The sequence below is a fragment of the Bacillus sp. ISL-78 genome (assembly GCF_018613455.1).
Lineage (GTDB): Bacteria > Bacillota > Bacilli > Bacillales > DSM-1321 > Peribacillus > Peribacillus frigoritolerans.
Genome location: NZ_JAGGQC010000002.1, coordinates 363,070 through 387,031, shown reverse-complemented (window position 1 = coordinate 387,031; position 23,962 = coordinate 363,070). Strand labels below are relative to the sequence as shown.

General features: G+C 41.4%; 24 protein-coding genes, 1 pseudogene and 1 riboswitch. Of the genes and pseudogenes, 14 read left to right on the top strand and 11 right to left on the bottom strand.

Going from position 1 to position 23,962, the window contains the following annotated elements; genetic code table 11:
• Positions 1 to 72: 72 nt before the first annotated feature.
• Together rlmD and J7I96_RS02265 are read left to right on the top strand one after the other, a co-directional pair.
• Positions 73 to 1,443: a 23S rRNA (uracil(1939)-C(5))-methyltransferase RlmD gene (rlmD, locus tag J7I96_RS02270; protein WP_133351587.1), complete on the top strand. Its 1,371-nt coding sequence runs from the start codon at positions 73 to 75 to the stop codon at positions 1,441 to 1,443.
• 454 nt (positions 1,444 to 1,897) lie between these two features.
• On the top strand, positions 1,898 to 2,446 hold the full coding sequence (locus J7I96_RS02265; RefSeq protein WP_308110651.1) for a YitT family protein: 549 nt from the start codon (positions 1,898 to 1,900) through the stop codon (positions 2,444 to 2,446).
• Positions 2,447 to 2,454: 8 nt separating this feature from the next.
• On the opposite strand, the gene J7I96_RS02260 is transcribed toward J7I96_RS02265, so the two are convergent.
• The 4 genes from J7I96_RS02260 to J7I96_RS02245 form a co-directional block, all read right to left on the bottom strand.
• Positions 2,455 to 3,315, bottom strand: coding sequence for a DUF421 domain-containing protein (locus J7I96_RS02260; RefSeq protein WP_214773775.1), 861 nt, complete (start codon positions 3,313 to 3,315; stop codon positions 2,455 to 2,457).
• A gap of 25 nt (positions 3,316 to 3,340) precedes the next feature.
• The gene (locus J7I96_RS02255; RefSeq protein WP_057278504.1) at positions 3,341 to 3,547 is read right to left on the bottom strand and encodes a DUF1657 domain-containing protein; all 207 of its coding nucleotides are present in this window, start codon (positions 3,545 to 3,547) and stop codon (positions 3,341 to 3,343) included.
• Positions 3,548 to 3,742: 195 nt separating this feature from the next.
• Entirely contained in the window at positions 3,743 to 4,762 is a 1,020-nt protein-coding gene (gene spoVAD / locus J7I96_RS02250; RefSeq protein WP_214773774.1) for a stage V sporulation protein AD, read from the bottom strand.
• 540 nt (positions 4,763 to 5,302) lie between these two features.
• Complete coding sequence (locus J7I96_RS02245) at positions 5,303 to 5,506, bottom strand: DUF1657 domain-containing protein (protein ID WP_057278507.1); 204 nt, start codon at positions 5,504 to 5,506, stop codon at positions 5,303 to 5,305.
• Positions 5,507 to 5,778: 272 nt separating this feature from the next.
• Here J7I96_RS02245 and J7I96_RS02240 point away from each other — a divergent pair, with 272 nt between their 5' ends.
• Genes J7I96_RS02240 through J7I96_RS02230 form a run of 3 tightly spaced genes read left to right on the top strand, consistent with a single transcriptional unit; the run spans position 5,779 to position 7,730 of the window.
• A complete protein-coding gene (locus J7I96_RS02240; RefSeq protein ID WP_251025411.1) occupies positions 5,779 to 6,183 on the top strand; it encodes a hypothetical protein in 405 nt (134 codons plus the stop codon).
• Entirely contained in the window at positions 6,180 to 7,457 is a 1,278-nt protein-coding gene (locus J7I96_RS02235; protein WP_214926195.1) for an ammonium transporter, read from the top strand. Before J7I96_RS02240 ends, J7I96_RS02235 begins: the two co-directional genes overlap by 4 nt.
• Before the next feature lie 45 nt (positions 7,458 to 7,502).
• Positions 7,503 to 7,730 carry a group-specific protein gene (locus tag J7I96_RS02230; RefSeq protein ID WP_214773772.1) on the top strand — a complete coding sequence of 76 codons (228 nt, stop codon included), beginning with the start codon at positions 7,503 to 7,505 and terminating at the stop codon, positions 7,728 to 7,730.
• A gap of 521 nt (positions 7,731 to 8,251) precedes the next feature.
• Here J7I96_RS02230 and J7I96_RS02225 read toward each other — a convergent pair.
• Entirely contained in the window at positions 8,252 to 8,689 is a 438-nt protein-coding gene (locus tag J7I96_RS02225; RefSeq protein ID WP_251029076.1) for a coiled-coil domain-containing protein, read from the bottom strand.
• Between the two features lie 249 nt (positions 8,690 to 8,938).
• Between J7I96_RS02225 and J7I96_RS02220 the strand changes: the two genes are divergently transcribed.
• The 5 genes from J7I96_RS02220 (at position 8,939) to J7I96_RS02200 (ending at position 13,365) form a co-directional block, all read left to right on the top strand.
• A complete protein-coding gene (locus J7I96_RS02220) occupies positions 8,939 to 9,595 on the top strand; it encodes a 5-bromo-4-chloroindolyl phosphate hydrolysis family protein (RefSeq protein WP_214773771.1) in 657 nt (218 codons plus the stop codon).
• Positions 9,592 to 10,764 (top strand): toxic anion resistance protein, encoded by a 1,173-nt coding sequence (locus tag J7I96_RS02215; protein ID WP_048686182.1) that lies wholly within the window; start codon positions 9,592 to 9,594, stop codon positions 10,762 to 10,764. The genes J7I96_RS02220 and J7I96_RS02215 overlap by 4 nt, the downstream gene beginning before the upstream one ends.
• Before the next feature lie 11 nt (positions 10,765 to 10,775).
• The gene (locus J7I96_RS02210) at positions 10,776 to 11,345 is read left to right on the top strand and encodes a nitroreductase family protein (RefSeq protein WP_048686185.1); all 570 of its coding nucleotides are present in this window, start codon (positions 10,776 to 10,778) and stop codon (positions 11,343 to 11,345) included.
• A 190-nt stretch (positions 11,346 to 11,535) separates the two neighbouring features.
• Positions 11,536 to 12,042 (top strand): SEC-C metal-binding domain-containing protein, encoded by a 507-nt coding sequence (locus J7I96_RS02205; RefSeq protein WP_214773769.1) that lies wholly within the window; start codon positions 11,536 to 11,538, stop codon positions 12,040 to 12,042.
• A gap of 324 nt (positions 12,043 to 12,366) precedes the next feature.
• A complete protein-coding gene (locus J7I96_RS02200; protein ID WP_214773768.1) occupies positions 12,367 to 13,365 on the top strand; it encodes a S8 family peptidase in 999 nt (332 codons plus the stop codon).
• A gap of 46 nt (positions 13,366 to 13,411) precedes the next feature.
• On the opposite strand, the gene J7I96_RS02195 is transcribed toward J7I96_RS02200, so the two are convergent.
• Together J7I96_RS02195 and J7I96_RS02190 are read right to left on the bottom strand one after the other, a co-directional pair.
• A complete protein-coding gene (locus tag J7I96_RS02195; protein WP_214773767.1) occupies positions 13,412 to 14,074 on the bottom strand; it encodes a YcnI family copper-binding membrane protein in 663 nt (220 codons plus the stop codon).
• A gap of 18 nt (positions 14,075 to 14,092) precedes the next feature.
• On the bottom strand, positions 14,093 to 15,727 hold the full coding sequence (locus J7I96_RS02190; protein WP_214926198.1) for a copper resistance CopC/CopD family protein: 1,635 nt from the start codon (positions 15,725 to 15,727) through the stop codon (positions 14,093 to 14,095).
• Positions 15,728 to 16,035: 308 nt separating this feature from the next.
• Between J7I96_RS02190 and J7I96_RS02185 the strand changes: the two genes are divergently transcribed.
• Complete coding sequence (locus J7I96_RS02185; protein WP_214773765.1) at positions 16,036 to 17,520, top strand: cadherin-like beta sandwich domain-containing protein; 1,485 nt, start codon at positions 16,036 to 16,038, stop codon at positions 17,518 to 17,520.
• Positions 17,521 to 17,579: 59 nt separating this feature from the next.
• On the opposite strand, the gene J7I96_RS02180 is transcribed toward J7I96_RS02185, so the two are convergent.
• From J7I96_RS02180 to J7I96_RS02170, 3 genes are all read right to left on the bottom strand, one after another.
• Positions 17,580 to 19,205 carry a PAS domain-containing sensor histidine kinase gene (locus J7I96_RS02180; protein ID WP_214773764.1) on the bottom strand — a complete coding sequence of 542 codons (1,626 nt, stop codon included), beginning with the start codon at positions 19,203 to 19,205 and terminating at the stop codon, positions 17,580 to 17,582.
• Between the two features lie 115 nt (positions 19,206 to 19,320).
• Positions 19,321 to 19,977: a TVP38/TMEM64 family protein gene (locus J7I96_RS02175; protein WP_214773763.1), complete on the bottom strand. Its 657-nt coding sequence runs from the start codon at positions 19,975 to 19,977 to the stop codon at positions 19,321 to 19,323.
• A gap of 123 nt (positions 19,978 to 20,100) precedes the next feature.
• Positions 20,101 to 20,586, bottom strand: coding sequence for a QueT transporter family protein (locus J7I96_RS02170; RefSeq protein ID WP_034306030.1), 486 nt, complete (start codon positions 20,584 to 20,586; stop codon positions 20,101 to 20,103).
• Positions 20,587 to 20,592: 6 nt separating this feature from the next.
• Positions 20,593 to 20,637, bottom strand: a riboswitch (PreQ1 riboswitch).
• A 172-nt stretch (positions 20,638 to 20,809) separates the two neighbouring features.
• On the opposite strand from J7I96_RS02170, the gene J7I96_RS02165 reads away from it, so the two are divergent.
• Positions 20,810 to 21,331, top strand: coding sequence for a YbaK/EbsC family protein (locus J7I96_RS02165; protein WP_214773762.1), 522 nt, complete (start codon positions 20,810 to 20,812; stop codon positions 21,329 to 21,331).
• A 100-nt stretch (positions 21,332 to 21,431) separates the two neighbouring features.
• Positions 21,432 to 22,244, top strand: coding sequence for a CBS domain-containing protein (locus J7I96_RS02160; RefSeq protein ID WP_214773761.1), 813 nt, complete (start codon positions 21,432 to 21,434; stop codon positions 22,242 to 22,244).
• Positions 22,245 to 22,329: 85 nt separating this feature from the next.
• Here the strand turns inward: J7I96_RS02160 and J7I96_RS02155 are convergent, their stop codons facing one another.
• Positions 22,330 to 22,629: a DUF3892 domain-containing protein gene (locus J7I96_RS02155; RefSeq protein ID WP_053533610.1), complete on the bottom strand. Its 300-nt coding sequence runs from the start codon at positions 22,627 to 22,629 to the stop codon at positions 22,330 to 22,332.
• 302 nt (positions 22,630 to 22,931) lie between these two features.
• Here J7I96_RS02155 and adhP point away from each other — a divergent pair.
• Positions 22,932 to 23,945: pseudogene (gene adhP, locus J7I96_RS02150) on the top strand (alcohol dehydrogenase AdhP).
• Positions 23,946 to 23,962 lie beyond the last annotated feature (17 nt).

Below are 23,962 nucleotides of genomic sequence, written 5' to 3'. Positions count from 1 at the left end.
TGAGTGGTTTTGTGGCATGGCCTCTATTGTGGTAAAATACAGGCTAGCATAAAAAAGAAAAGAGAAGATGATATGAAAAAAACAGCACCAGTTGCTAAAAATGATATAGTAGAGGTTTTATTTGAAGATTTAACACATGAAGGAGCTGGCGTCGCTAAAGTCGATGGCTACCCGATCTTTGTTCAGGGCGCCCTTCCAGGAGAAAAAGCAAAAATCAAAGTGATGAAGGCTAATAAGGGTTATGGCTTCGGACGCTTGATGGAGATTATCGAAAACAGTCCATACCGGGTTGAGGTCACGACTGAAGACTACCATAAGTACGGTGGTTGTCAGCTGCAGCATATGAGCTATGAAGGGCAGTTGGAATACAAGGAAAAGCAAGTACGTGAAGTGATGACACGCATTGGGAAACTTGAGGATGTGAAGGTTCACCCGATCATCGGGATGGAGAATCCAACCCATTATCGCAATAAAGCGCAAGTGCCTGTTGGTGAAAAGGATGGCAAGCTAATAGCAGGATTCTTCAAGCCGCGGACACATGAAATCGTTGAAACGAAAGAAAGCATTATCCAAAATGAAGTGATTAATGAAGCCGTTCAAGTCGTTAAAGAGATTTTCAGTAAACTTGGTATCCCTGCTTACAATGAAGAGGCACATAAAGGTGTATTGCGCCACATCATGGCCCGTTATGGCAAGCAAACAGGGGAATTAATGATTGTTCTTGTTACTAGAACGAAAAGTATCCCTTTCATCGAAACCATCGTGAAGGAAATCGTTGAACGTCTTCCACAAGTTAAATCCATCGTTCAAAACGTGAATTCCAAGAAAACGAATGTTATCTTAGGCGATAAAATGACTGTGCTATGGGGCGACGAAGTGATACATGATATGATCGGTGATGTGAAATTTGCGATATCCGCAAAATCCTTCTACCAAATCAATCCAGACCAAACTAAAGTCCTTTATGATAAAGCTCTTGACTATGCAGGGCTGACTGGTGAAGAAACGGTGATAGATGCCTATTGCGGCATTGGGACCATCTCTTTATTTTTAGCTAAAAAAGCGAAAAAAGTAATCGGTGTCGAAGTTGTCGAAGAAGCGATCGAAGACGCACGGCGCAACGCTGAATTGAATGAAATCTCAAATGCAGAATTCATGGTCGGCGATGCAGGTAACGTTATTGCTGAATGGTATCAAAAGGGCAACACTGCTGATGTCATCGTGGTGGATCCGCCACGCAAAGGTTGTGAAGAATCCCTTCTGAATACGATCATCGAGATGAAGCCTAATAAAGTCGTATACGTATCATGCAACCCAGGCACTCTAGCGCGTGATCTTCATATCTTGGAAGAAGGCGGATATAAAGCAGTTGATATCCAGCCTGTCGATATGTTCCCGATGACGACGCATGTAGAAAATGTAGTGTTATTAGAGTTGAAATGATTGAATGTGGGCCCGGTCTAATTGACTGGGCCTGCATTTTTATGTTTGTACAATATGGACATTGATTTCCGATCTCCACACACTCTGCGGGAGGTCGTCCCTCGGCATGTGCCTGAGGGTTTCGGCGCGCTTTTCCCGTTAGGAGTTCTCGCACATCCGCTCCAATCAACTTAGTTACAACAGTTAGAAAGGAGCCATGCCTAAAGGAGTTGCAGGGCTGCTTTTGGTCAGTTTTTTCGGGAGAATATTTGAAGAAAGATAAGTTCCCGAACCCCTTTGTCAACAAACTGTTGGTCTCGGTCTAAATGACCGGGACCTTTTTCACGTAGTTAAATTTGAAGAAAAGGGAGGGGGATTTTTTTTTGCATGATTATTCTTGACGCTCTGACTTGGACATATATTAAGAAATATATGGATTGGGAGGCAAGGTGATTTTATTAATTTTCAAAAAGCGGTGGCTGTCATTGTTGGTAGCTTTTTGGTGGGCATTGGAATAAATGGATTTTTGGTTCCTCATCATTTAATAGATGGCGGCGTAATTGGGATTGCACTCATCCTTCATTATTTCTTTAGTTTTCAAACGGGACTATCCATGTTGGTCCTTAGCATTCCTATATTTTTATATGCCTGGTATTATGAACGCCCTTTTTTCTATAGCAGCGTTCACGGATTGCTTTTGACATCCCTTTTTATGGATTGGCTTAATCCATTGAAAAAGGTTTTTTCCATTTCAATACTGACAAGCTCTTTGATTGGCGGTGTCATCATAGGGATGGGCATAGGACTCATGCTTCGATATGAGACAAGCAGCGGGGGGACGGATATGCTAGCCAAAATCATCTCAAAATCTACCTCCATGGATATTGCTTTGGCGATTATCGTCATAGATACATTAATCATTTCAGCTGCAGCATTCACCTTAGGTATCGAAATTTTTCTTTTTTCATGTGTGACGATCGTGATCATTGGACTGGTCACATCGCTTATGAAAGTGAGGGAATGAATATATAATCAGTTCCTTAAGATATGGATTACGTTATCTATTGCCTTTTGCAGCTTCTCGCTATTTTTGCTAAACATCTCTTTAGCTTCTTTTGATTCAGTTCCAAGTGCAAATAACTCCAAGTCCGCTTGGCACTTCTTCAAGGTCGCGAGCAAAAGAGGTTTTTCTTGAGGAGAAGGAACTTTAAGTTTATCATCAAAAAGGTCCACAGTTAATTCTCCATTAGAATTGGCCTGACCAAGAAAAACATTATCGAGGATTACCCCCAACTTATCCAGTTCAGTAAGAAGCCAATTTCGGTTCAGACCAATCGTGGAAAGTGGTTCATCAAGTATACGGCCATCCATTATTATGGTTTGTGGCTCCTTTACTGCAGCCACTGGCAGGTTAAGGTCCTTAGGTGTTACAGGTTGATTTTGCTTCTTTAACATTACGGAAAAATCCCCATTGGCTTCCAATAAGGCAAACTCAACTTCAGAAATATCAAAGACATCCTTTTTTCGGAGCAATCCCAGCAATTCATCGATGGTATATTTCTCTTTTTTTAAATTATCTTCCATGACTTTCCCATCTTTGATGAAAACCGATGCTTTTCCTTCCACAAGATCACGGAATGTTTTACTTTTTAAGGATATTAATCCTGCAATGAAAGGTGCTATGGCAAAAACAAGAATGGACAGAACGCCATGTAAAATATTGCCCTCCACTTTTGTAGCTAATTCTGCCCCAACATTACCGATGGTTATGCCCGTTACATATTCAAAAAAGGAAAGCTGGGACAATTGTTTTTTTCCTAATACTTTAGTGATTAAAAAAAGAACAATTAAAAAGAAAAATGAACGCAAAACAATTTCTAACCAACCCGGCATTACCGAAACACCTCCTGCTTGATCATTAAAAACCTTTATATTGTGGTTCTTCCCGTTCTAACTCGCCCACGCGCTTCTGTACATCCTTCCTAACTTCATTAACCACCAGCATCGTTTCATGCAAAATCCGTTTAGATTCATCATCTTGAGTCCTGAGTGCTAAGCTGGATAAGCCTGCTTCAATTCCTTTTAGGCTGGAGACACATTGTTTGACATTGGAAGCTATCGTCATGCAGCAACCTCCTTATCTTTTTTGATCTATAATAATGACTCGGAACCATGAGCAGCTGTTATCCAGTCACTGGTTCAACGGCAACAACCGATCAATCGATGCTTTTCACATCCGCTAACGCTACAGAAACAATCTCCGCAGCCAAGAATATCCATCCAATATGAGCAGTTGTATGTTCAATTCAAACATCAACCCTTAGTTTTGTGCTTCTCCGTCATATTCAATCGATACGGCATGGGCGATGCATGGAATCGTCTCACTTTGTTGAAAGGATAGGGGAGATAGTAAGGCACCGGTAGCCACGACGAGCAATCGTTTAATTTCTCCTTTTTTCATGCGATTTAATAAATGACCATAAACGACGGTTGCGGAACATCCGGGGCCGCTTGCCCCGGCCAGGACCGGTTGACCATCCCTGTATATCATTAAACCGCAATCTTTATATTGCTCTTCTTTAATCGGCGTGCCATGTTTTTTAAATATTTCCAATGAAACTTCATGTCCAATCTTTCCTAAATCCCCAGTCACTATCAAATCATAATAGGATGGGTCGAGGTTTCTTTCTCTTAGATGTGCTTCAATCGTATCTACAGCGGCCGGAGCCATGGCACCTCCCATATTGAAAGGATCGGTCAATCCCATGTCGATGACACGGCCTATCGTAGCTGAAGTGACCCTTGGGCCTTCCCCGGCACTGCTTAATAAAGCCACTCCTGCCCCCGTAACGGTCCATTGGGCTGTCGGAGGTTTTTGCCCTCCGTATTCAGTTGGATAGCGAAATTGCTTTTCCACTGCAGCGTTATGGCTTGATGCTCCTGTCAATAAGTACTCTGCCCCTTTGGTGTTGACAAGGTAGGCACCAAGAGCCAGTCCCTCCATGGAAGTGGAGCAGGCGCCAAATAAGCCGAGATAAGGTGTTCCTAGTGTTCGACAGGCAAAACTGGTAGGGGTTATTTGATTGATTAGGTCGCCTCCTAGGAAAAATTGTATCTGTTCCTTTTGTAGACCCGCCTTCTCGATTGCTTTTGTACTCGCTTCCTCCAATAAGACTTTATGTGCTTTTTCATAGGTATCTTGGTTGATCCATAAATCAGAATGAAGAAGATCGAAATCATCCGCAAGCAAACCGTCTGCTTCAAATGGACCGCCAACGGTTCCTGTGGAGACGATGACAGGCTTTTGATCAAACACCCATGTGCGATGCCCCGTAAGCATTATTAAACCACCCCATTGTATGAGTATTGTCAGTAAGATTAAACAAAGGAATAACATAAAAATCCTTCAGCCAATTTGAATATAGTACAGCCACGAAACCTTTGGCCCATTATTCAATGGCTGCAGTATCACCGCAACCTGAAAGTAACAAAGCGGCCAATTCGGTCAAACAAAATCCGGAGATAAAGCAGTCAGCTTTTACTTTTTATCATTTAACATCCTTGTGTATCAAATCATTCGGCGTAAAAAGTCTTTCTGAAGTCCAGGACAATCGTAATTCTCAAAACGATCTTCTACGATGATTTTTAAGTGGCAGTCGATCATAATTACAGCTTTTTCATCTGGGACCCGTACTGATTCATTAGCTTGATTGTCAGCAGTTCAAGTCAGGTATGTAACCCTTTGGTAGTTTGGGATTGGCTTAAAGATTTTGCTCTTCATTATTTTTTGATATAGAAAAAGGAATGAAGATTTTATTCTTGGTTATGGAAAGATATAAAAAAGGCTGGTTGCTTTAACCAACCTTTTTTATATGGATGATCATTGTTTATATTGAGGTTCCTCGTTTTGAATCTCTTCTATGCGAGGAGTGATGCTGTCGACGATCGTTTGTGTTTGTTGGGCAGCTTGTTGGTACAATTGTTTGGCTTGCTCATTATCTGTTGAAAGGGCGAAGGTTTCAAAGCTCGCTTGAGCGCTTTTTAACCCTGCTATAGTTGTTTTGACATCGTTTATAACTGTCATGTATGAACCCCCTAGTTTTTAACTGCCTTATTAGAGTGGGGAAAAAACGATTATCTATACCTTCCAAATATATCTATGAGTGGGAATCAAGTGATTAGCTCCTTCCATTAATCAAACGTTTGATTAAAACAACAGGCAGAATTCATTGATTTAATCCTCTTTTTTCGTTGTACAATTCGTTTTTATTGTTTAATCATTGACCGAATTCAGAATTTTAAATATAATTGTAGAAAACATAACGTTGTTACGTGAGGTGATGTGACATTTATATTATGGACGATTTATATAGTAGGGTTGTTATTGAAATTTCATCTGAAGAAGTGATGAAAGGACTGCTATTCCACAAAAGCAAACAGGAGTCGGAAATTGAATCGATCAAAGGTAAAATTCATAAATATGAGCAAAAACGACGAGCTGAGGAAGCTTGGTATCAATCCCTGTCACCATTTAAACGTTTTTTTACAGGGCGTGCCCCAAGTCATCACCAGGCGGTTGAACATTTGGTGAATGTGAACGATAGATATAAACAAATCGAGAAAATAAAACAGCGGGTCGCTTTATTAAATGAGGTGATCGGTTTACTTGAGGCTGAACCAGAAAAAAAGGAAATGAATTTACCATCAGACATCATTAAAGAAATAATGGCCTGGCAGAAAGCGGAGGGAACGCCGAGATGAATCTAGAAACGTTAAACGCTGGCTTGGATACGATTTGGGTGGTTCTTACAGCAGCCATGATACTATTGATGGAGGGCGGGTTTGCCTTATTGGAGGCAGGGTTCGTCCGTACGAAAAATAATGTGAACATCATCATGAAGGTTTTTGCCGATATTACGATCGGAACGCTTTGTTATTTCGTCGTTGGTTTTGGCTTGATGTATGGAAAGGATGTATTTGGAATTATCGGGGCAAGTGGCTTTCTGCTGAAAGGTGATTTGTCGCACGTCGACCTTTCGATTTCCATGGATGCATATTGGTTATTTCAAGGGGCATTCGTCATCGCCGTCATTTCCATCGTTTCGGGAGCAGTTGCGGAAAGGATCAATTTTCGGGCGTATCTTATTTTTGTCGTAATGATGACAGCATTCATCTATCCGATTGCCGGTCACTGGTTATGGGGTGGCGGATGGTTAAGTAGGATGGGCATGCAGGACTTCGCAGGGTCTGCTGTCATTCATGCACTAGGCGGTTTTTCAGCACTTGCGGCTGCCATTGTTATCGGGCCGAGAGCAGGTAAATTCACTTCAAGGGGGACCAGCTCCATTTCGCTGCCGAGTAATCTCCCTTTGGCATCTGTCGGGGCATTCCTTTTATGGTTTGGCTGGTTTGGATTTAATGCAGGAAGCACCTTGCAAGCTACAGATGTCCGAATTGGACATATTGCCATTGTCACGATGCTCTCAGCTGCATCAGGGGGAGCGGTTACCCTGCTTTATACACTGTTTAGATATGGACGCTCGGATGCACCTTCAGTCATCAATGGCTCACTTGCTGGTCTTGTCGGGATTACAGCTGGATGTGCATTCGTTAGTGACCTGGCGGCGTTGCTGATTGGAGCAGTTTCTGGAATGTTGATGTTAGCTGCAACAAATTGGTTGGAAGCCCGGAAAATCGATGATCCGGTCGGTGCCTTTCCTGTTCATGCGGCATCAGGAATGTGGGGGACGATAGCGGTAGGGCTTTTCTCCACTGAAAACGGATTGTTTGCCGGCGGGGGATGGCATTTGCTCGGAGTTCAAATATTAGGATTAGTGGTGTTATGCATCTGGGGCTTTTCAGTGACTTGGCTTGTTTTTAAGATTATAAATGTTTGGCTGCCGATAAGATCGACTGAAGAAGAAGAAGAACTTGGGTTGGATATCAGTTATCATGGCATCATGGCCACACATACCTCGCCGGAGTTCATCAAGGTGGAGGATTACATTAAGCAGGATGAAGAATTGACAAGGTAATGTCTAAAATACAATGGTAAAATCAAGTAAGAGGTGAATTTTTAAATGGGTGTATGCAATCTTAATCATTCGCAGCAAGATGTCAGGCTAAAATTTGAGAGCCAAAAGGCATTTTTACCAACACAATTGAGTCAAACATTAGATCGATATCTTGAAAAAGGGAATTCGCAGGAAACAATGAATGAACTTTTTCATCTATTGAAGAAGTATGACTTGTCTACCCAGGAGGAAAAGGAATCTAGAAATGAAAGGTTGAAACGGATCATGTTGTAAATTAGAAAGAGCAGGAGTGTAAATATGACTCCTGCTCTTTTATTTTCTTGGCTCTTTTCGTAAAGATTGTTGTTTTTAAAACGAATCTATCTAAGTGATTGGAGCGGAAGTGCGAGACTCCTGCGGGAGCAGCGGGACAGGTGAGACCCCACAGGCGAATACGCCGAGGAGGCTCACCGCCCGCCCCGCGGAAAGCGAGCATCTGGAGGGGAAATCAACCACACCTCACTACCTGGTAAATAGCAACTAAGTATGTGAAAACAGCCATTTTCTTATAAATAACTTGATGAATTCCGCGGTAATATGGTTGATTCATATTTTTTATTCTGCAGATCAGTATTGAAACTACTTTTTTAAAGCAAGTAGAAGGATTCACATTTAAGGCGGCGAAAACAATAGTGTAATCGTAAAGCTTTGTAACCATGGACAAGGGTTTGGTGAATCTTTAAAGATTAATCAATCGTTTGATTAAATCTCAAAGCGAAAAGCGGGAGCTCACAATGAGCTCCTGCTATCCTTCATTAAAAACCATCATCTGTTGCGGTGAAGGGGATGTTAAGGTTTCTTTCCACGGCCCGGAGTCTTTGATTCAGTCTGTTTAACCTATTCGTATGTCGCTGGTCCGCTTGACTTAGCCTGGTGATTTCCTGGTTAATGCGGTTCACTTCACGATTTATTCGCGTGATTTCTTGGTTCTGCCGAGTGAGTTCCCTCGTTTGACGCTCGTTTTGACGCTCAAGTTCCCGGATTCTTCTTTCAAGTTGTTGAGGCTGCCTTTCAATTTCGAATTGGTCTTGCACCTGGCCATATGGATTTTCTTGTACCTGCTGAAAGTTCCAATCTTGCTGTGGTATATAATCAAATCGTTCAGGCTGTTGGAAGTATGGGTTGAAATTTGGTTCAAAGTACTGATGATTTCCGTTTTGTTGTGGATAAGGATAAAATCCGTAAGAATTCATGGTCAACTCTCCTTTTTAAAATCAGGATGGATACCCTATAACTTATGTCAGTTCCGGTGAAGTGACTAGGCGTTAGCCCATATGAGTGAGAAGAAGAGGCAATTCACAGAAAAAATCTCAATAAATTTGCAGAAACCATCCGGTTCCTATATCGTTTAGTATAGGAGAAATTCTTTTTTTTATCTTGAAACCAATTCCAAGGATAATCCGTATATAAAGAAAAGAGTGTAAGTCAGGAGTGTAATGATAATGAATCGATTTCTTGTTGATTTTGTTCCGATAATGATTGCATTTCCAATGGTCTTGCCGGTTTGGATGATTAGCTATTTCGTATTGAATCAACCGTTTGCCCTGTCCGTTGTCATATCTTTAGCAGGAGGGGTACTTGCATACTGGCTGAGTTCCGTATATTTTTCATCAAGATACCTCAAAAAACATGAATTGACGAGAAAAGAATATCAATATATAAAGAAAAATTTAATCGAAGCAAAACCGAAGATATGGAGGGTGCAAAAAGCTCTAATCTCGGTCAGGCATATCTCTTCTTTCAAACAGAGGAAAGAGATGATTAAAATGATCAGGAAAATATATAGTCTGACAAAAAAAGAGCCGAAGCGGTTTTATCAGGCAGAACAGTTTTATTACTCGCATCTGGATTCTGCCATGGAGCTTGCGGAGAAATATGTTTTTCTAGCACAGCAGCCAAAAAAGAATAGGGAACTCGAACTTTCCTTAACGGAGACTCGTAAAACTTTAAAGGAACTCACTGATACGATAGAAAAGGATTTATATAAAGTGATTGCCGATGATATCGATAATCTTAACTTCGAATTGGATGTTGCTAAGCAATCGATTAGAACTAGAAAAGAGTCACAAGTAATTGATGAAAGCAGGAGGTTAAAATGAATAACAATGATCCAAACCTGTTGAATAAAACGAATAATGCCAGTTTGATCGATGACCTTTTAGCCAATCCATTTGATGGGGTGCAGGAACTTGAGAAAGTATCTTCCCAGGAAGCTAAACCGGTTAAACTGATTGATGTCATTCCTGAAGAGAACAGGGCAAAGGCTTATCAGCTTGCCGAACAAATCGATCCAACGAATCATCAGGCAATGATATCCTATGGTACACCCGCCCAATCAAAGCTCCTGACCTTTTCTAATTCCATGCTTGAGCATGTCCAGAAAAAAGATGTAGGTGAAGTGGGCAGCATTATCAATGATTTAATGAAAAAGTTAAACGAACTCAGCCCGGATGAGTTAAAACCGGATAAGCCCTCATTTTTTGCGCGTATGTTCGGGAAGCTCTCGGGATCCGTACAGGAGGTGCTATCCAAGTATCAAAAGACCGGTGCCCAAATTGACCGAATCAGTGTAAAACTCGATCGGAGCAAGAATATCCTGTTATCGGATATCGTAATTCTCGAAAAGCTATATGAAACGAATAAGGAATATTTCCAGGCATTGAATGTTTATATTGCAGCTGGGGAAATCAAACTCGAAGAAATCCATGAGAAAACGATTCCGGAGCTAAGGAAGTCCGCTGAATCAAGTAATGATCAAATGAAGTTTCAAGAAGTGAATGATATGCTGCAATTTGCTGAACGGTTGGATAAAAGGCTTCATGATTTGAAGTTGAGCCGTGAAATCACGATTCAAAGCGCACCGCAAATCAGGCTGATCCAAAACACGAATCAGGCACTAGTCGAAAAAATCCAATCTTCGATCATGACAGCTATTCCACTTTGGAAAAACCAGGTTGCGATTGCACTGACCCTTATCAGGCAAAGGCATGCTGTAGAAGCCCAAAAACAGGTTTCCAAGACTACAAATGACTTATTATTGAAGAACTCCGAGATGCTGAAAACGAATACCATTGAAACTGCAAAAGAAAATGAGCGCGGACTTGTCGATATTGAAACATTAAAGAAAACTCAAGCTAACTTGATATCCACGCTTGAGGAGACCATGCGGATTCAAGAAGAAGGCAGGCATAAACGCCGTCAAGCTGAACAGGAATTGGCGTCAATGGAAAATGAACTGAAACAGAAACTATTGGAGATAAAGGGATAAGGGGAGATAACATGGAGACTATCGAGGCTATAAAAACGAGAAGAAGCATTGGAATCGTTAAGCAAGATCCGGTTCCTAAAGAAATGATCGAGCAAATCATTGAAGCCGGAACATATGCACCTAATCATCATCGGACGGAGCCTTGGCGTTTTTTTGTTTTGACAGGGGAAGGAAGAAATAAACTTGGGCAGGTATTCGAAGAAATAACAAGAATCGAAAATGCTGATGATACCCCTGAAAGTTTAATCAGCAAGCTCGAAAGGCAAAAAAAGAATCCATTAAGGGCTCCAGTCATCATCGCAGTGGGCATAGAGCCTAGTGATAAGAATAATGTCCTTGTGGCAGAAGAATATGCGGCTGTGAACAGTGCCATCCAAAATATGCTTCTTGCAGCACATTCTCTAGGTTTGGGAGCAGTATGGAGAACGGGGAAAATAACTTATCATGACAAGGTCCGTGAATTTTTCAATTTATCCTCTAAGGGAGAGGTGTTGGCTTTCATATACTTGGGTTATCCTGACATGGAGCCGAAACCTGCTAAGAAAACACCGATCGACGAATTGACCACATGGATTGGATGAGGATTAGGGAGCTGCATCAGTTTATAGACACTGGTGCAGTTTTTTTATTGCCTTCAATAAGGCATCCTTAATTAAGCTTTTACTGAAAAGGATTTGGCTTTGGCAGGCTTCGTTTCAAGTGACGACTGATGAATTAGGTTGTACAATACAAAGGAAGAATAAATTTTGATGAATTAGGATGTGTCTATAGATGAGAACGATTGATCCATTTGAGATACTCGATGGAAAAGCGATAAAATATTTGGATGTGTTTGGCGTTGAGGATGGAATTGCTTTAAAGAGTAAGTACGAAGGTAAATCGTATTGGATATATGATTATTATTGCATGCATCAGACTTGTGATTGCCAGGAAGTGTACCTTGAATTCGTTGAGGAGCTTAAAGGCAATAAACAGGCGGGACAGCATTTTGGAGTGAGGGTTTCTTTCGGGGATAATCAATTCGTCCTGGAGGATTATAATATTTCGAAGCAAAAGGCGATGGATATCGCGGAAGATACGCTGAAGTACAGTAAAGATGTAATGGAGTTATTTAAACAGCGGTATCAGCAAATGAAGGAAAAAGGCACACAAATTATCACGGAAAGTGCAAAGGCAGCTAAAATGCCGCATGTTCATGCAGAACCGGTCATTGGCAGGAATGAACCTTGTCCATGCGGAAGCGGGAAAAAACACAAAAAATGCTGCGGTGCAGCTTAACATCTTGGAAGCTGACTCGATTCGGAGTCGCTTCTTTTTTATTGGAAAAGTGCGTGCTTGGGAAAAAAATGAGAAAAAAGTGTAGCGTTAAACGAACGTTTGTTCTATAATAAGAGTACCAGATAATAGAACAAAAAGAAATAAAAACTAGTTATTTAGACGGAATTTTCCGAAAACTTCTTTTTTATTTTCATAAATCTGGTATATATAAGAGAGAAGAGTTTTTTGATCTCATCTCTTTCAACGGTAGACGGCAACCAGACGGGATGATAATCCCCACACTGATGGCAGTTTAACTTATTGAACGAAGGAAGGGGTAATCAAATGACAAGAGAAAAAAGATTAATACCTTACAAAGTTCTAGAAGTAATGGAAACGGTGAAAGAGAAGATTCCCGAGGGTGTCGAGCTTGTGAAAGCACCGGCAATTTGGGAAAAAAGCAATTATGGTGAGGGCGTGGTAGTTGCCGTCATCGATACAGGCATTGACAAGGGACATCCAGACCTCAAGGAAAGAATCATTGGCGGGAAGGATTTTACCAATACCGGGGATTATCAAGATGATAACGGACATGGGACACATGTCAGCGGTACGGTTGTTGCTGCCATTAATAATGCTGGTGTAGTGGGAGTGGCCCCGAAAGCAAGCATATTAGCGTTAAAGGCCCTAAATGGTCAAGGGCAAGGAGACATTGATTGGATTAATGGGGCTCTAGAGTATGCCATCAATTGGCGGGGACCAAATGAAGAAAAGGTTTCGGTTATTTCACTTTCGCTTGGCGGACCTCCCGATGAGACTGAACACAAACTCATTCAAAAGGCCCTTCAGAACGATATCCTTGTTGTTTGTGCAGCTGGAAATAGCGGTGATGGGCGTCATGAAACGGATGAATTGGATTATCCAGGAGCATATCCCGAGGTAGTGGAAGTGGGGGCTGTGGATTTAAGCAGAAATTTAGCGGATTTTTCAAATACGAATGATGAAATTGACTTGGTGGCGCCAGGGGTTGATATTCTCTCTACGTATCCAGGAAATAAATATGCCAGGTTGAGCGGAACGTCAATGGCTACACCTCATGTAAGCGGTGCGGCAGCTCTCTTGAAAGTGATTGCTGAAAAAGAATTTGACCGTAATTTAACTGAAGCGGAATTATATGCACAGCTGGTAAAAAGTACGGTAGATCTGGGAATAAGCAAAAAAGCGCAGGGAAATGGACTGCTTAACTTAACGATTACGGAACAAAGAGCTGAAAAATCGATTAAGATTACGATAGAATCGGAAAATCTTAAGTTACCGAGTAAATCGGTGGTCATGGAATATTAGAGAAAAAAGGTGCCTCAAAAAATTTGGGGCACCTTCTCCATATTGATTATTTTTTATTTTTCCTTAGAGCTGCAAAAAGGGCTACAATGGAAAGAATTAATGATATGACAGCCAGGGTAATGATCAGCGTTTGGTTGCCTTCACCTTCTGTTGTTGCTGCATCCTTTGAATTGTCAGGTGTCGTGGAATCATTAGTGTCAGCTTCATCTTCGTGACCATGGTCCGCAGGTTCAGCATCAGCCTTGGGTGCAACCGTGATTTCCGTTATAGAATGCGGTAGGTCTGAGCCTTCTTCACCGCTCCATTCAACAATTTCCCCATCTTCGTAATATTGAAATGCATCCCAGGCAACTTTCGTTTCTTCTTTAGGATTTTGTGCTACGAAAGAGAATTGCTGGAATTGTCCAGCAGCTATTCCTTTGTCAGTTGCTGCCCAAGTTACCGTTTTTACATGCCCATCTTTGTCACCTTCTGTCGTTACTTTCCATCCCGGTACAGGCTGGTAGCTTTCAAAGGTAACACCTTCAGGTACTTTTAAAGTCACCTTGGTAGTGGCAGTTTCTTTTTCTACGGGTACTTTAATTGTATAAGTTTCCCACGCCTCAGGTGCAGATGAACTAGGCTTGACCGTAACGTGAGCATATGCTGAACCGGAAAAAATGAATAATGCAGCAAATGTAAAAATAAGTAGCTTTGAAATGTTTTTCATTTGTATAAATTCCTCCTATTATGAATTCCCTATGAAAATTATAAAATCAGCATTGATTGAATCCAGGCTTTCAGTCAATCCATGAACATGGATATTCCACTTTCCTGGCATGGTCAAGATGGACTTTGATGTAAATGTCCCTGTATTTTTCTCCTTCATCTGCAGCTTTATTTCACCATTTGGCGTATCCAATGGCTGCATCGTGATCGTAAGCTGCTCTATTTCAGCAATTGGCTTGCCTTCATTGGAAAGCTTTACTTGAATCAGGTTATCCCCGACTTCATTGGGCGTCACCATTAATGTAACCTCGTTATTTTCTTCAGTCCGTAACGTTTTTTCAATGGGGCCGGGAGAAGACATGGCAGTTTGGACATTTGTTAATAAAGCTGCAATGAGCAGGATGACGATTCCTAAACCAAACTCCATTCCCACACTATAACCAAGTTTTTTCGTTTGCTTTTTCCCTCTGAGAAAATGAAAGCCGCCTAAAACGATCATGATTAACATGAGACCGATTTTCGCTAGTAACAATTGGCCATATGTTGTGTTAAACAATGAATGGATAGTTGGTACATGCTGTAAACTGCTATAAATTCCGCTAATAATCAGGATGATTACAAACAGAAATGCCCATTTGGAAAACCTTTGAATGATCGACCAGTAAAAGGTTTTCTTATCTCCTTGGACTGACTGACGATCTGCAAGACCAGGCAAAATCACCAATAAGGCCAAAAGGCCGCCGAGCCATAAAGCCATGGACAATAAATGAAGGAAATCCATCAAAACGGCCAGAGCCTGATTAGGAACGGCTGCTGTATGTCCGGTGAATGCCTTACAAATCATCAAGCTGGCAATTATGATGAATGAAATGAAAGGTAGTGATTTATTCAATGAGTTCTCGAGCATGAAATAAATTACTAAAAATAGAAGGAGCAATATTAGAATTTCCATGATCCAGATCGTCCCAAAGTTTGTAGCATTCAATACTTCCTTTATATAACTAACATTAAATGCATCGGTCCAACCTACGCCAGCATCGATCGTAACTCTTAAAGGCAGGCTGCAGAAGATGGAAAATGCTAAACCGGCATATGAAAGCCAAAGGTATAGACGGGTTCTTCTGCTGGCTTCAAAAAGTCGGGAATCCTTCATTAGCGATAATCTGAAAAATAGGATTCCGGTAAGGGCAGCGAAGCATATGTACTGTAGACTTTGCAGCATAACGTTGATGGAATTCGGAAAACTCTCATTCACTTCGGAATTATTTTGATCTGATAGGCCTGCCGAATTTCCGAATTGAAAGGGAATTGTTCCTTCAATGGGATGGCCATCACTCGAAACCACTCTCCATTTAATATAGTAAATCCCTTCATCAATCGTGCCCTTCCACTTAGCTTCCAGTATTTTTTCACTCTGTTCAGAGATTGTACTGTCTTGAGTTTGAATTTTGTCTCCATCTTGGCTGAATACCTCAAGCGAATGAAAAGCTGGTTGTATATTCTCGTTGAATTGAATGGTGATCTTTTCAGGAAGAGTATCCAACGCTTCATTCGGGCTAGGATTAGAGCTGATTACTGTAGCATGACCGAAAGCCATTGCCGGGTATAAAAGCAAACTGAATAGGCTGACTACCAGCCATAAATATTTTTTCATCTTGGTGTGCCATCATCCTTTCATCCGATTATGTAAGCCCATTATAAAAGGAAAATGTGAAAAAACAGTGAAAATAATTTAGTTATCTAAAGGCAGTTTAAGAGGTTCCCTAGAAAATGAGAACAATAAGTTTTAGTTTTGCCTTCCACTCCAGTATAGCCATAAATAAGTGGTGGGAATTCCACTTTGCATAATGTTTATACCAAATAGGCATCCTCCTTTTGATATAAACTCCATTAAGAAATAATTAAGGTTCCTTTAGTAATCTGAGCCTATCATGTTTAAGGAATTTGGAGGGATAGGTTTTGATGAAGAAGGGATTAAAAGAAACAAGTGTGAAGGTGATCTTGGTTGGTTCCCTTGTGGGGATGGGAACATCCACTTATATGCCAGCGACAGAAGCTGCGGAAGGCACTTCTGTCATTTTGGAAGAGGCACAAACGGTAAATAGTCTTTCAAAGCTAGAGATAGAGGGTATAGCACTGGATCAAAAGTTTACAGAAGATGTACACGACTATAGTTCAACAGTGGGGAATGATGTGGAAAAGATCACCTTGCTTGCAGCAAGCCCTAACAAGAATGCAGCCATATATGTGAATGGTGTCAAAATGACGGATGGTAAATTGAAGGATTTAACTCTTCAAACTGGCATGAATACGTTTGTAATCACCGTCAGCGATGGGGAAAATGAAACCGTAACCTATACTCTCAAGGTCGAAAAACATGAAAGTGATGATAACCTTTTAACATCGATTGGATTATCAAAAGGCTCATTAACATTCGATTCTAAGGTGACAGCATATCATGCTTCAGTTGAAAATGAAGTCCAGTCGGTTACGGTAACTCCGACATTGAGTAACAGTAAGGCAATTGTAAAGGTAAATGGAAAAGATGCAACCAGTGCAGGTGTAACGGTTACCCTTCCAGTCGGTAAGACAACGGTGAAGATAACCGTTACAGCAGAAAATGGTGATGAAAAAACATATACAGTTACAATTACACGGGCTGCAGCCGCACCAAAGGAAACGGAATCGAAAGCTGCTCCAAAAGAAGATGAAGTTCAAAAGGAGCCCTCAACAGGAACGAGTATAGCCCAACCTTCCTCGGATAAATCATCTATACCAACAGCAGGACCCTCGGATAAGGCGAGTAAATCATCTTTAACATCAGCGGAATCCTCCAATAATCAAAAGCCAAGCAGTGGTGTCAGTCAAGTAACGAATGCACGGCAAATTGAAAGTATTTCAACACAAAAAGTGAAAACGGATTCTGTTGAGAAAGTAACGTCTGCAGATTCTTTAGGCGAGGAAGGCAATAATGGACCAGTGTTGAACAGTCTGACCGTATCAACCGGCGCATGGAACAAATCTTTTAAATCTAATGAGCATACCTATCATATCGAGGTCGATAATGGTATTTCTTCAGTCGAAGTGAATGCAACGACAAATGCCAGCGGAGCTACGATTGAATATGACGGTGCGAGCAGTGCAAAAGTGAAGATCAAGGATAAAGCGAAAACGGCCATTTCCGTTACCGTTTCAAAGGATGGGGAGCGTCGTACTTACGTCCTTGTTTTCGAAAAGGACATGGATGTTGAAATGGATGAGGAAGAAACCGTGGATGATATCAAAACAAAAGAGGTGGAAGTTGAAGCAGCGCAAACGAGTACAGCTGGTATGACGGAGAGCGAAACATCCAATGATTCAGGAGGCCAGATTAATGGGAAACAACCTGTTGAGACGGTGTCATTATTTGGGGATATAAAGAATTTCTTTACCTCTCTGATAAAATAGGGTGGTTTTGAATCGTGCAAAAAAAGGACAAGGTTCAGGCTTGTCCTCGAAATTCATATTTATATGGGCAAAATGATTTGGACCTCAGTTCCTTGGTTCAGTTCACTGTTAAAGCGGACCTTTCCCCGATGCGCCTCTATGATTCGGCAACTGACTGTAAGTCCTAATCCGGTTCCTTTTTCTTTTGAAGAATAGAAAGGCTCTCCAAGATGTTTTATGCGGTTTTTTTCTATTCCGCTTCCATTATCTTTGATGGTGATGGAAAGGTTATTGTTCATTCGTTCGAAATCAATCCAAATATGGTCGGCGGATGCCTCCATGGAATTCTTGAGCATGTTTATGAAAACTTGTTTTAATTGGTTTCCCTCACATAATAGAAGCGGTATTTCATTTTTCACAGATATTGATATTTGGGTGGGGTACGAGTCCGCCTCTGGTTTCAACAAGGTTTTGACATCATTCATCAGGTCGATGATTTGATGTTTGCTGAATGGAAGTTCCTGTGGTTTTGCCAGAACGAGTAACTCGCTTACAATGAGATTGATCCGGTCCAATTCACTTAACATGATCGTGTAGTATTGTTCATAGGGATTGTCGCTTTTTTTAAGCAGCTGGACGAAACCTTTTAAAGAAGTCAGCGGATTTCGTACCTCGTGGGCTACACTTGCGGCAAGTTCGCCGACTATCGATAATTTTTCGGTTCTTCTTAAGCGTGCTTCGGTTTCTCGAATTTGAGTGACTTCTTTAGCATAAGTAATGATTCCGACTAAATCCTCGCCAACCATCATCGGGACAAACGTACAAGAAAGTAAGATGGACTTCCCGTACTTCGTCAGGAATTCTATATCTTTCCCTTTTTTGATCCCCTTTTGGTTTTCCATGACATATTGGCATGATGAACGGATCAATTCCGCGTCTTCTGCTGAAAAATTCAAATTAATGAACGAGGCGCCATGTATTTCGTCCTGTTGAAAGCCTGTTACCGTTTCAAACCTTGGATTCACGGTCGTGATCATTCCGTTTAAATCAAGCATCAGCATCGGATAAGGGTTGTGTTCAAACAATGATTTATAGCGTTGTTCGCTATCGAATAATTGATTCTCCGCGACAACTCTTTCAGATATATCCCTGCCAATGACGACTAAGGCTTTACGTGAACCATCTTCATTGAACAGGGGAACTTTAATCGTATCAAAGGTCTTGTGATTGCCATCGGGAAGAGGGATGATTTCCTCGCACCTAGTAATTTCCCCCTTCACCCACGTTTCTTCATCGGAAACTTCACAATAGATCAATGATTCTTTATAAAATTCGGAGTATTCTGCGAGCTCACTGTCTCTTTTTCCCTTATAATCTACATGCTCCAATTGAAATAATTGCAGCCCGAAGGTATTGGATTCAAGCCATCGGCCATCCCCATCCTTGAAATTAACGAAATCAACCATTGAATTGATGAGTGTGCGCCGACGTTGTTCCGCTTCTTTTAATCGTTTGAACTCTTCTTTTTTAGCTAGATAAAGATATAGAATTAAGCCTATTGATAAAAGGAAAACAATGCCTTCCGCCCTTTGGAGTTGAATGAAGACCTCTTTATTATGGATATTTGTAGTTAAAAAATAGTCGAATACGACTAATGTAAGAATCCCGGATAGGATATATATTGCTAAGATGGAGCGTTTGGACATGGAGATTCTCCCTGATTTTAAGACATTTCAAAGGTAAAATTACATACACATTTTAACAAACTATCGGAAAAAAATATATGCAGAATCTCTAAATAAAAAACAGGGGCCAATGTGGTCACCTGTTTTTTCTGAAGAAGGTTAGTTTCTTCTTCTTTTTTGCACGCTTATAGATCATGAAGAATAGGAAGAAGAGGAGTGCAAGAGCAGCTAGCGTATATTGGTTCATTTCAACAGATAGCAGTCCATAGGGAATCAGTGATAGGAAGAAAAAGTATATAAGGTTGCCAAGTGCCGTCGCCAATAAAAAGTCTTTGAAAGTGATGGTGCTGACTCCAGCTGCCAAGTTAATTAAGCTTGTTGGGATAAGCGGGAAAATCCTGCCTGTAAACACGTACATGAAGCCATGCTCCACTACAGATTCTTGCCATTTTTCACCAATCCTCTTTAAAAGAAGCTCCTGAAACCAGTTTCTTGCTGCATAAAAAATGAATCCTGAAGCAACAACACTTGTAAACCAACTCCATAGGTAGCCATATATGAATCCGAATATCGTGACATTGATGGTCAGGAGCAAAATTAAGGGGATGATTGTAAAAGAATTTTGTACAAACATCAATACGAATGTCACAATAAATGTAAGCAAAAGATTTTCCTTCAATATGCCAATAACAGAATCCAAATCACTTTTCCAAACCAAAGTGAACAGCTCTGCATTAGAGTATATAAAAATTGCGATTACAAGTAGACCGATTATGGTCAGGACTTTTTTCAAAGGGCCACCACCATTCTTACTAATAGTTTATCATCTTCGAGTTCATTGGTGAAAAAAAAGAGCTGCCGCATCATGCAGACAGCTCTTTTCCATTATAGTGGCTTAACGGCGCGAAGATTCCTTTTAAAGCCACTTTTCAAACTGAATTCTTTTGTTCATTCCATAAATGATTGGCGCTCCAATCAAAAGGACAACGAACTCACCGACAGCCGTGGTCATCCAGCTTAGCCAGAATGGCAAGCCAAAGGCAAGGTTCAGTTCAATTGCAATTAAAAACATTGTGAACGTGAAAAAGATAATCGTAGCGACCATACGTCCTTTAATGCCTTTTATGAAACGAGAAACATAAATGACAAGCAATAAGGCGAGCAGGGATTGGCCCACCCCAAAAATCAAATCATATGGCACCATCGGCGAAAAGAGCAGATTCGATATGAAGACTCCTCCAACGATACCGTAGATATACTTTTTATTGAATACAATCAGATGATTCAACATTTCCGGTACACGGAATTGGAACATCTCAAAAGCTATTGGTTTAAACACCAATGAGACCGCCACATACAAGGCAGCCAATAACCCGTTTATCACGAGTGTACGAACATTCATTTTACTCTCTCCCTAGTTTTTTATCGTGGGATGGTTACGAACCACGTGCAGGCGTTTACCCGATGATTAATAGTATCCCATGTAAGCTTGTTTCGTCAATTTGTAAAGAATGGTTTTAATTTATAGGTTTCCAATCAGAAGAAGCAGCACAATTGGGTTTTGAATTATTGCATTGAAGGATGCTATTATTTCAATATGTAAATAAAAAGGAGTGAATATTAATATGGCGATCGAAAGTGTCAAAAGCCATTTTAAACAATGGAATCGGGAAGGCGATGTAAAGGAGTTCGAAACATCTAGTGCCACGGTGATAGAGGCAGCGGAAACGATCGGTGTTATCCCAGCGCGGATTGCCAAGACCCTTTCCTTTAAAGGGGAAGGGGAACGCGCGATTTTGGTCGTTGCCGCAGGGGACGCCAAAGTGGATAATAAGAAATTTCGTCAGACGTTCGGTTTCAAGGCACGAATGCTTTCACCTGATGAAGTGCTTGCACAGACCGGCCATGCAATCGGGGGCGTTTGCCCGTTTGGCCTGGCAAACGATTTAGCTGTTTTTCTTGATGTATCGATGAAGCGTTTCGAGTCATTGTTTCCGGCTTGCGGCAGTTCAAACTCTGCAATAGAACTTACACTCGCTGAATTATTTGAATATTCAGGTGCCAAGGATTGGGTGGATGTTTGTAAGGGGTGGGAAGAAAAGGGGAATGTGGAAACGGCGGCAGGAAATGCAGTTGATGGCATTTGATGAATGGGATGGGGTCCACCACAGTGAGATGGGGGCCGCATTCATTTCTATTATTAAAACGGAAAACGGGCAGAAAGTGTTCCTGATCGGAGGTTGAAAGATGTTAAATGGAAGCGAAAGAAAAAGCAATAGCAGCTATCTGAGTCTTAAAACTCTTTATGAAGAGAATATAACGGTTAAGAGCATTGCCCAGGAGCTTGAGTTTTGCCATAAAAATGATCTGGCACTGGATATCCAGAAAGCAATGAAAAAAAAGAATTTTGATATATTGGCAGTTCAAGATCAAGGGGAAATCATCGGATATATTGAAAGGAAAGAACTAGGTGAGGGGAGTATTTCTGAACATATGAGAAACTTCTCACCAAGGGAAATGGTTTCGAATTCAACCCCTTTGATCCAGCTTCTCCATATTTTTAAGAATAAGACAAGGGTGTTCGTATTAGAGAATAATTCAATTAAAATGCTGATCACCCATGCCGACCTCCAAAAGCCTCCGATCAGGATGCTGATATTCGGATATATTACCTTATTGGAAATGAGGATGAGCGATATCATCCTCGATAGATTCGGCGATGGGAGCTGGTATCCAATGATAAGCGAAGATCGTTTAGAAAAGGCAACCGAATTATATAATAGGAGAATCGATAAAAATGAGGATATCAATATAATAGAGTGCCTGCAAATCAGTGATAAATTCGATATTGTTCATAAAGATAAAGAATTGAGGCACTTCTTCCAAATCCCTTCGAAAAGTAAAGGGAAGAAGGATGCGAATGCCATCCGGAAGTTACGGGATAAGATTTCCCATGCTAATGAACTGGGTCTGGACATGTCATGGATGGAAATCATCGAGGTTGTCGAGTCCTGCGGCCGACTGCTCGAAATCTCTGAATCCTATCACTATGAAAAATAAGATCCGGCTAATCATGCTGGTTCTTTTTTTTGCGCATCCAGATAGAAAAAAAAACTGCCCGTATCAGGCAGTCTCCCCGAAAAACTCAAAACTCCGGCAGTTGATCCAGGTTATTTTCCTTTATCCCATCGGGCTCACTCCGTAATATGTCACGTCCATATTTATGAAAGACGTCAACGTTGGCCAGGTTGCCAGCTTTGGCTTCCGCAAGGGCTGTGGGGTAGTCGAGTTCGCGGCCGGAGTCCGTCTTGATGGCGATAATATTGTCCTCTTCATTTTTCCTTACAGCGATGATTTCTTCTTTTCCTGCTGCTGAATCACTTTGGTTTGCTTGCGGTGTTCCCTGCTGTTTATATGACTCATAGGCTTCTTCAAATTTGTCCATGTTTTGACACCTCCTGTTTATAGGGTGAACCATTTTTCCTGCAATATACAAACCGGATTTCGTCCAACTTGAGCCGTTACTTCGTCCAAATGGGCCGATCTTTCGGCACTTTTTTTTGTGAATGCTGTCATCTTGGCCTTTTTGCAGTGGCATGGCACTTGCAACTATTTTAAGTAGTGGAAGTTTAAGCAGTAGGTGTAAGCAGTAGCAAGAAATAATATCGACTAGATAAGGGAGGAATATGAATCATGAATGTAAAACAAGGGGCAAGCACTGTAAATGCAAAGCAACAGGTCAAGACAATGAAAGCGGCGGTCGTCAATGAATTTAACCAAAAACTTGAGATTAAAGAAGTACCCATTCCGGAATTGGAATATGGTGAGATATTAGTGAAAATTAAAGCCTGTGGCGTGTGTCATACCGATCTACATGCGGCACATGGTGATTGGCCGGTAAAACCCAAGCTTCCGCTTATCCCGGGACATGAGGGTGTGGGCATTATAGAAAAGGTGGCGGAAGGCGTAACTTCCTTGAAAGTGGGTGACCGTGTTGGGATCCCTTGGCTTTATTCGGCCTGCGGCGATTGTGAATATTGTCTGACCGGTAGGGAAACGCTTTGCTTGGATCAATTGAATGCAGGCTATTCCGTGGACGGCGGGTATGCGGAATATTGTAAAGCACCAGCCAAATATGTGGTGAAGGTTCCTGAAGGGCTTGACTTTGCGGAGGTATCACCGATTTTCTGTGCAGGTGTAACGACTTATTAGGCGCTTAAGGTATCAGAAGCAAAACCTGGCGATTGGGTAGCGGTTTATGGAATTGGCGGATTGGGACATGTTGCCTTGCAATACGCAAAAGCGATGGGCTTTAATGTCATTGCTGTCGATATTCAAGATGATAAGCTTGATCTGGCTACGGAACTGGGGGCGGATTACACGGTTAATGGGCTTAAGACCGATCCCGTACAGGCCATTAAGGATAAGGTTGGCGGCGTGCAGGCATCCATTTCTGTGGCGGTTACGAAAAAAGCATTCGAACAGGCTTACAGTTCAGTCAAGAGAGGCGGCACACTTGTCGTAGTCGGATTGCCGAATGATGAACTTCCAATCCCGATTTTTGATACAGTGTTAAATGGGGTGACTGTAAAAGGGTCCATCGTCGGGACGAGAAAAGATTTACAGGAAGCTATCCAATTTGCGGCTGAGGGTAAAGTCAGAACGAATATTGAAACAAGAAAGCTTGATGAAATCAATGACGTTTTTTCAATGATGGAAAACGGGGAAATCAACGGCCGCATCGTATTGACGCTAGAATAGGAACAGAGGAGGAAGCC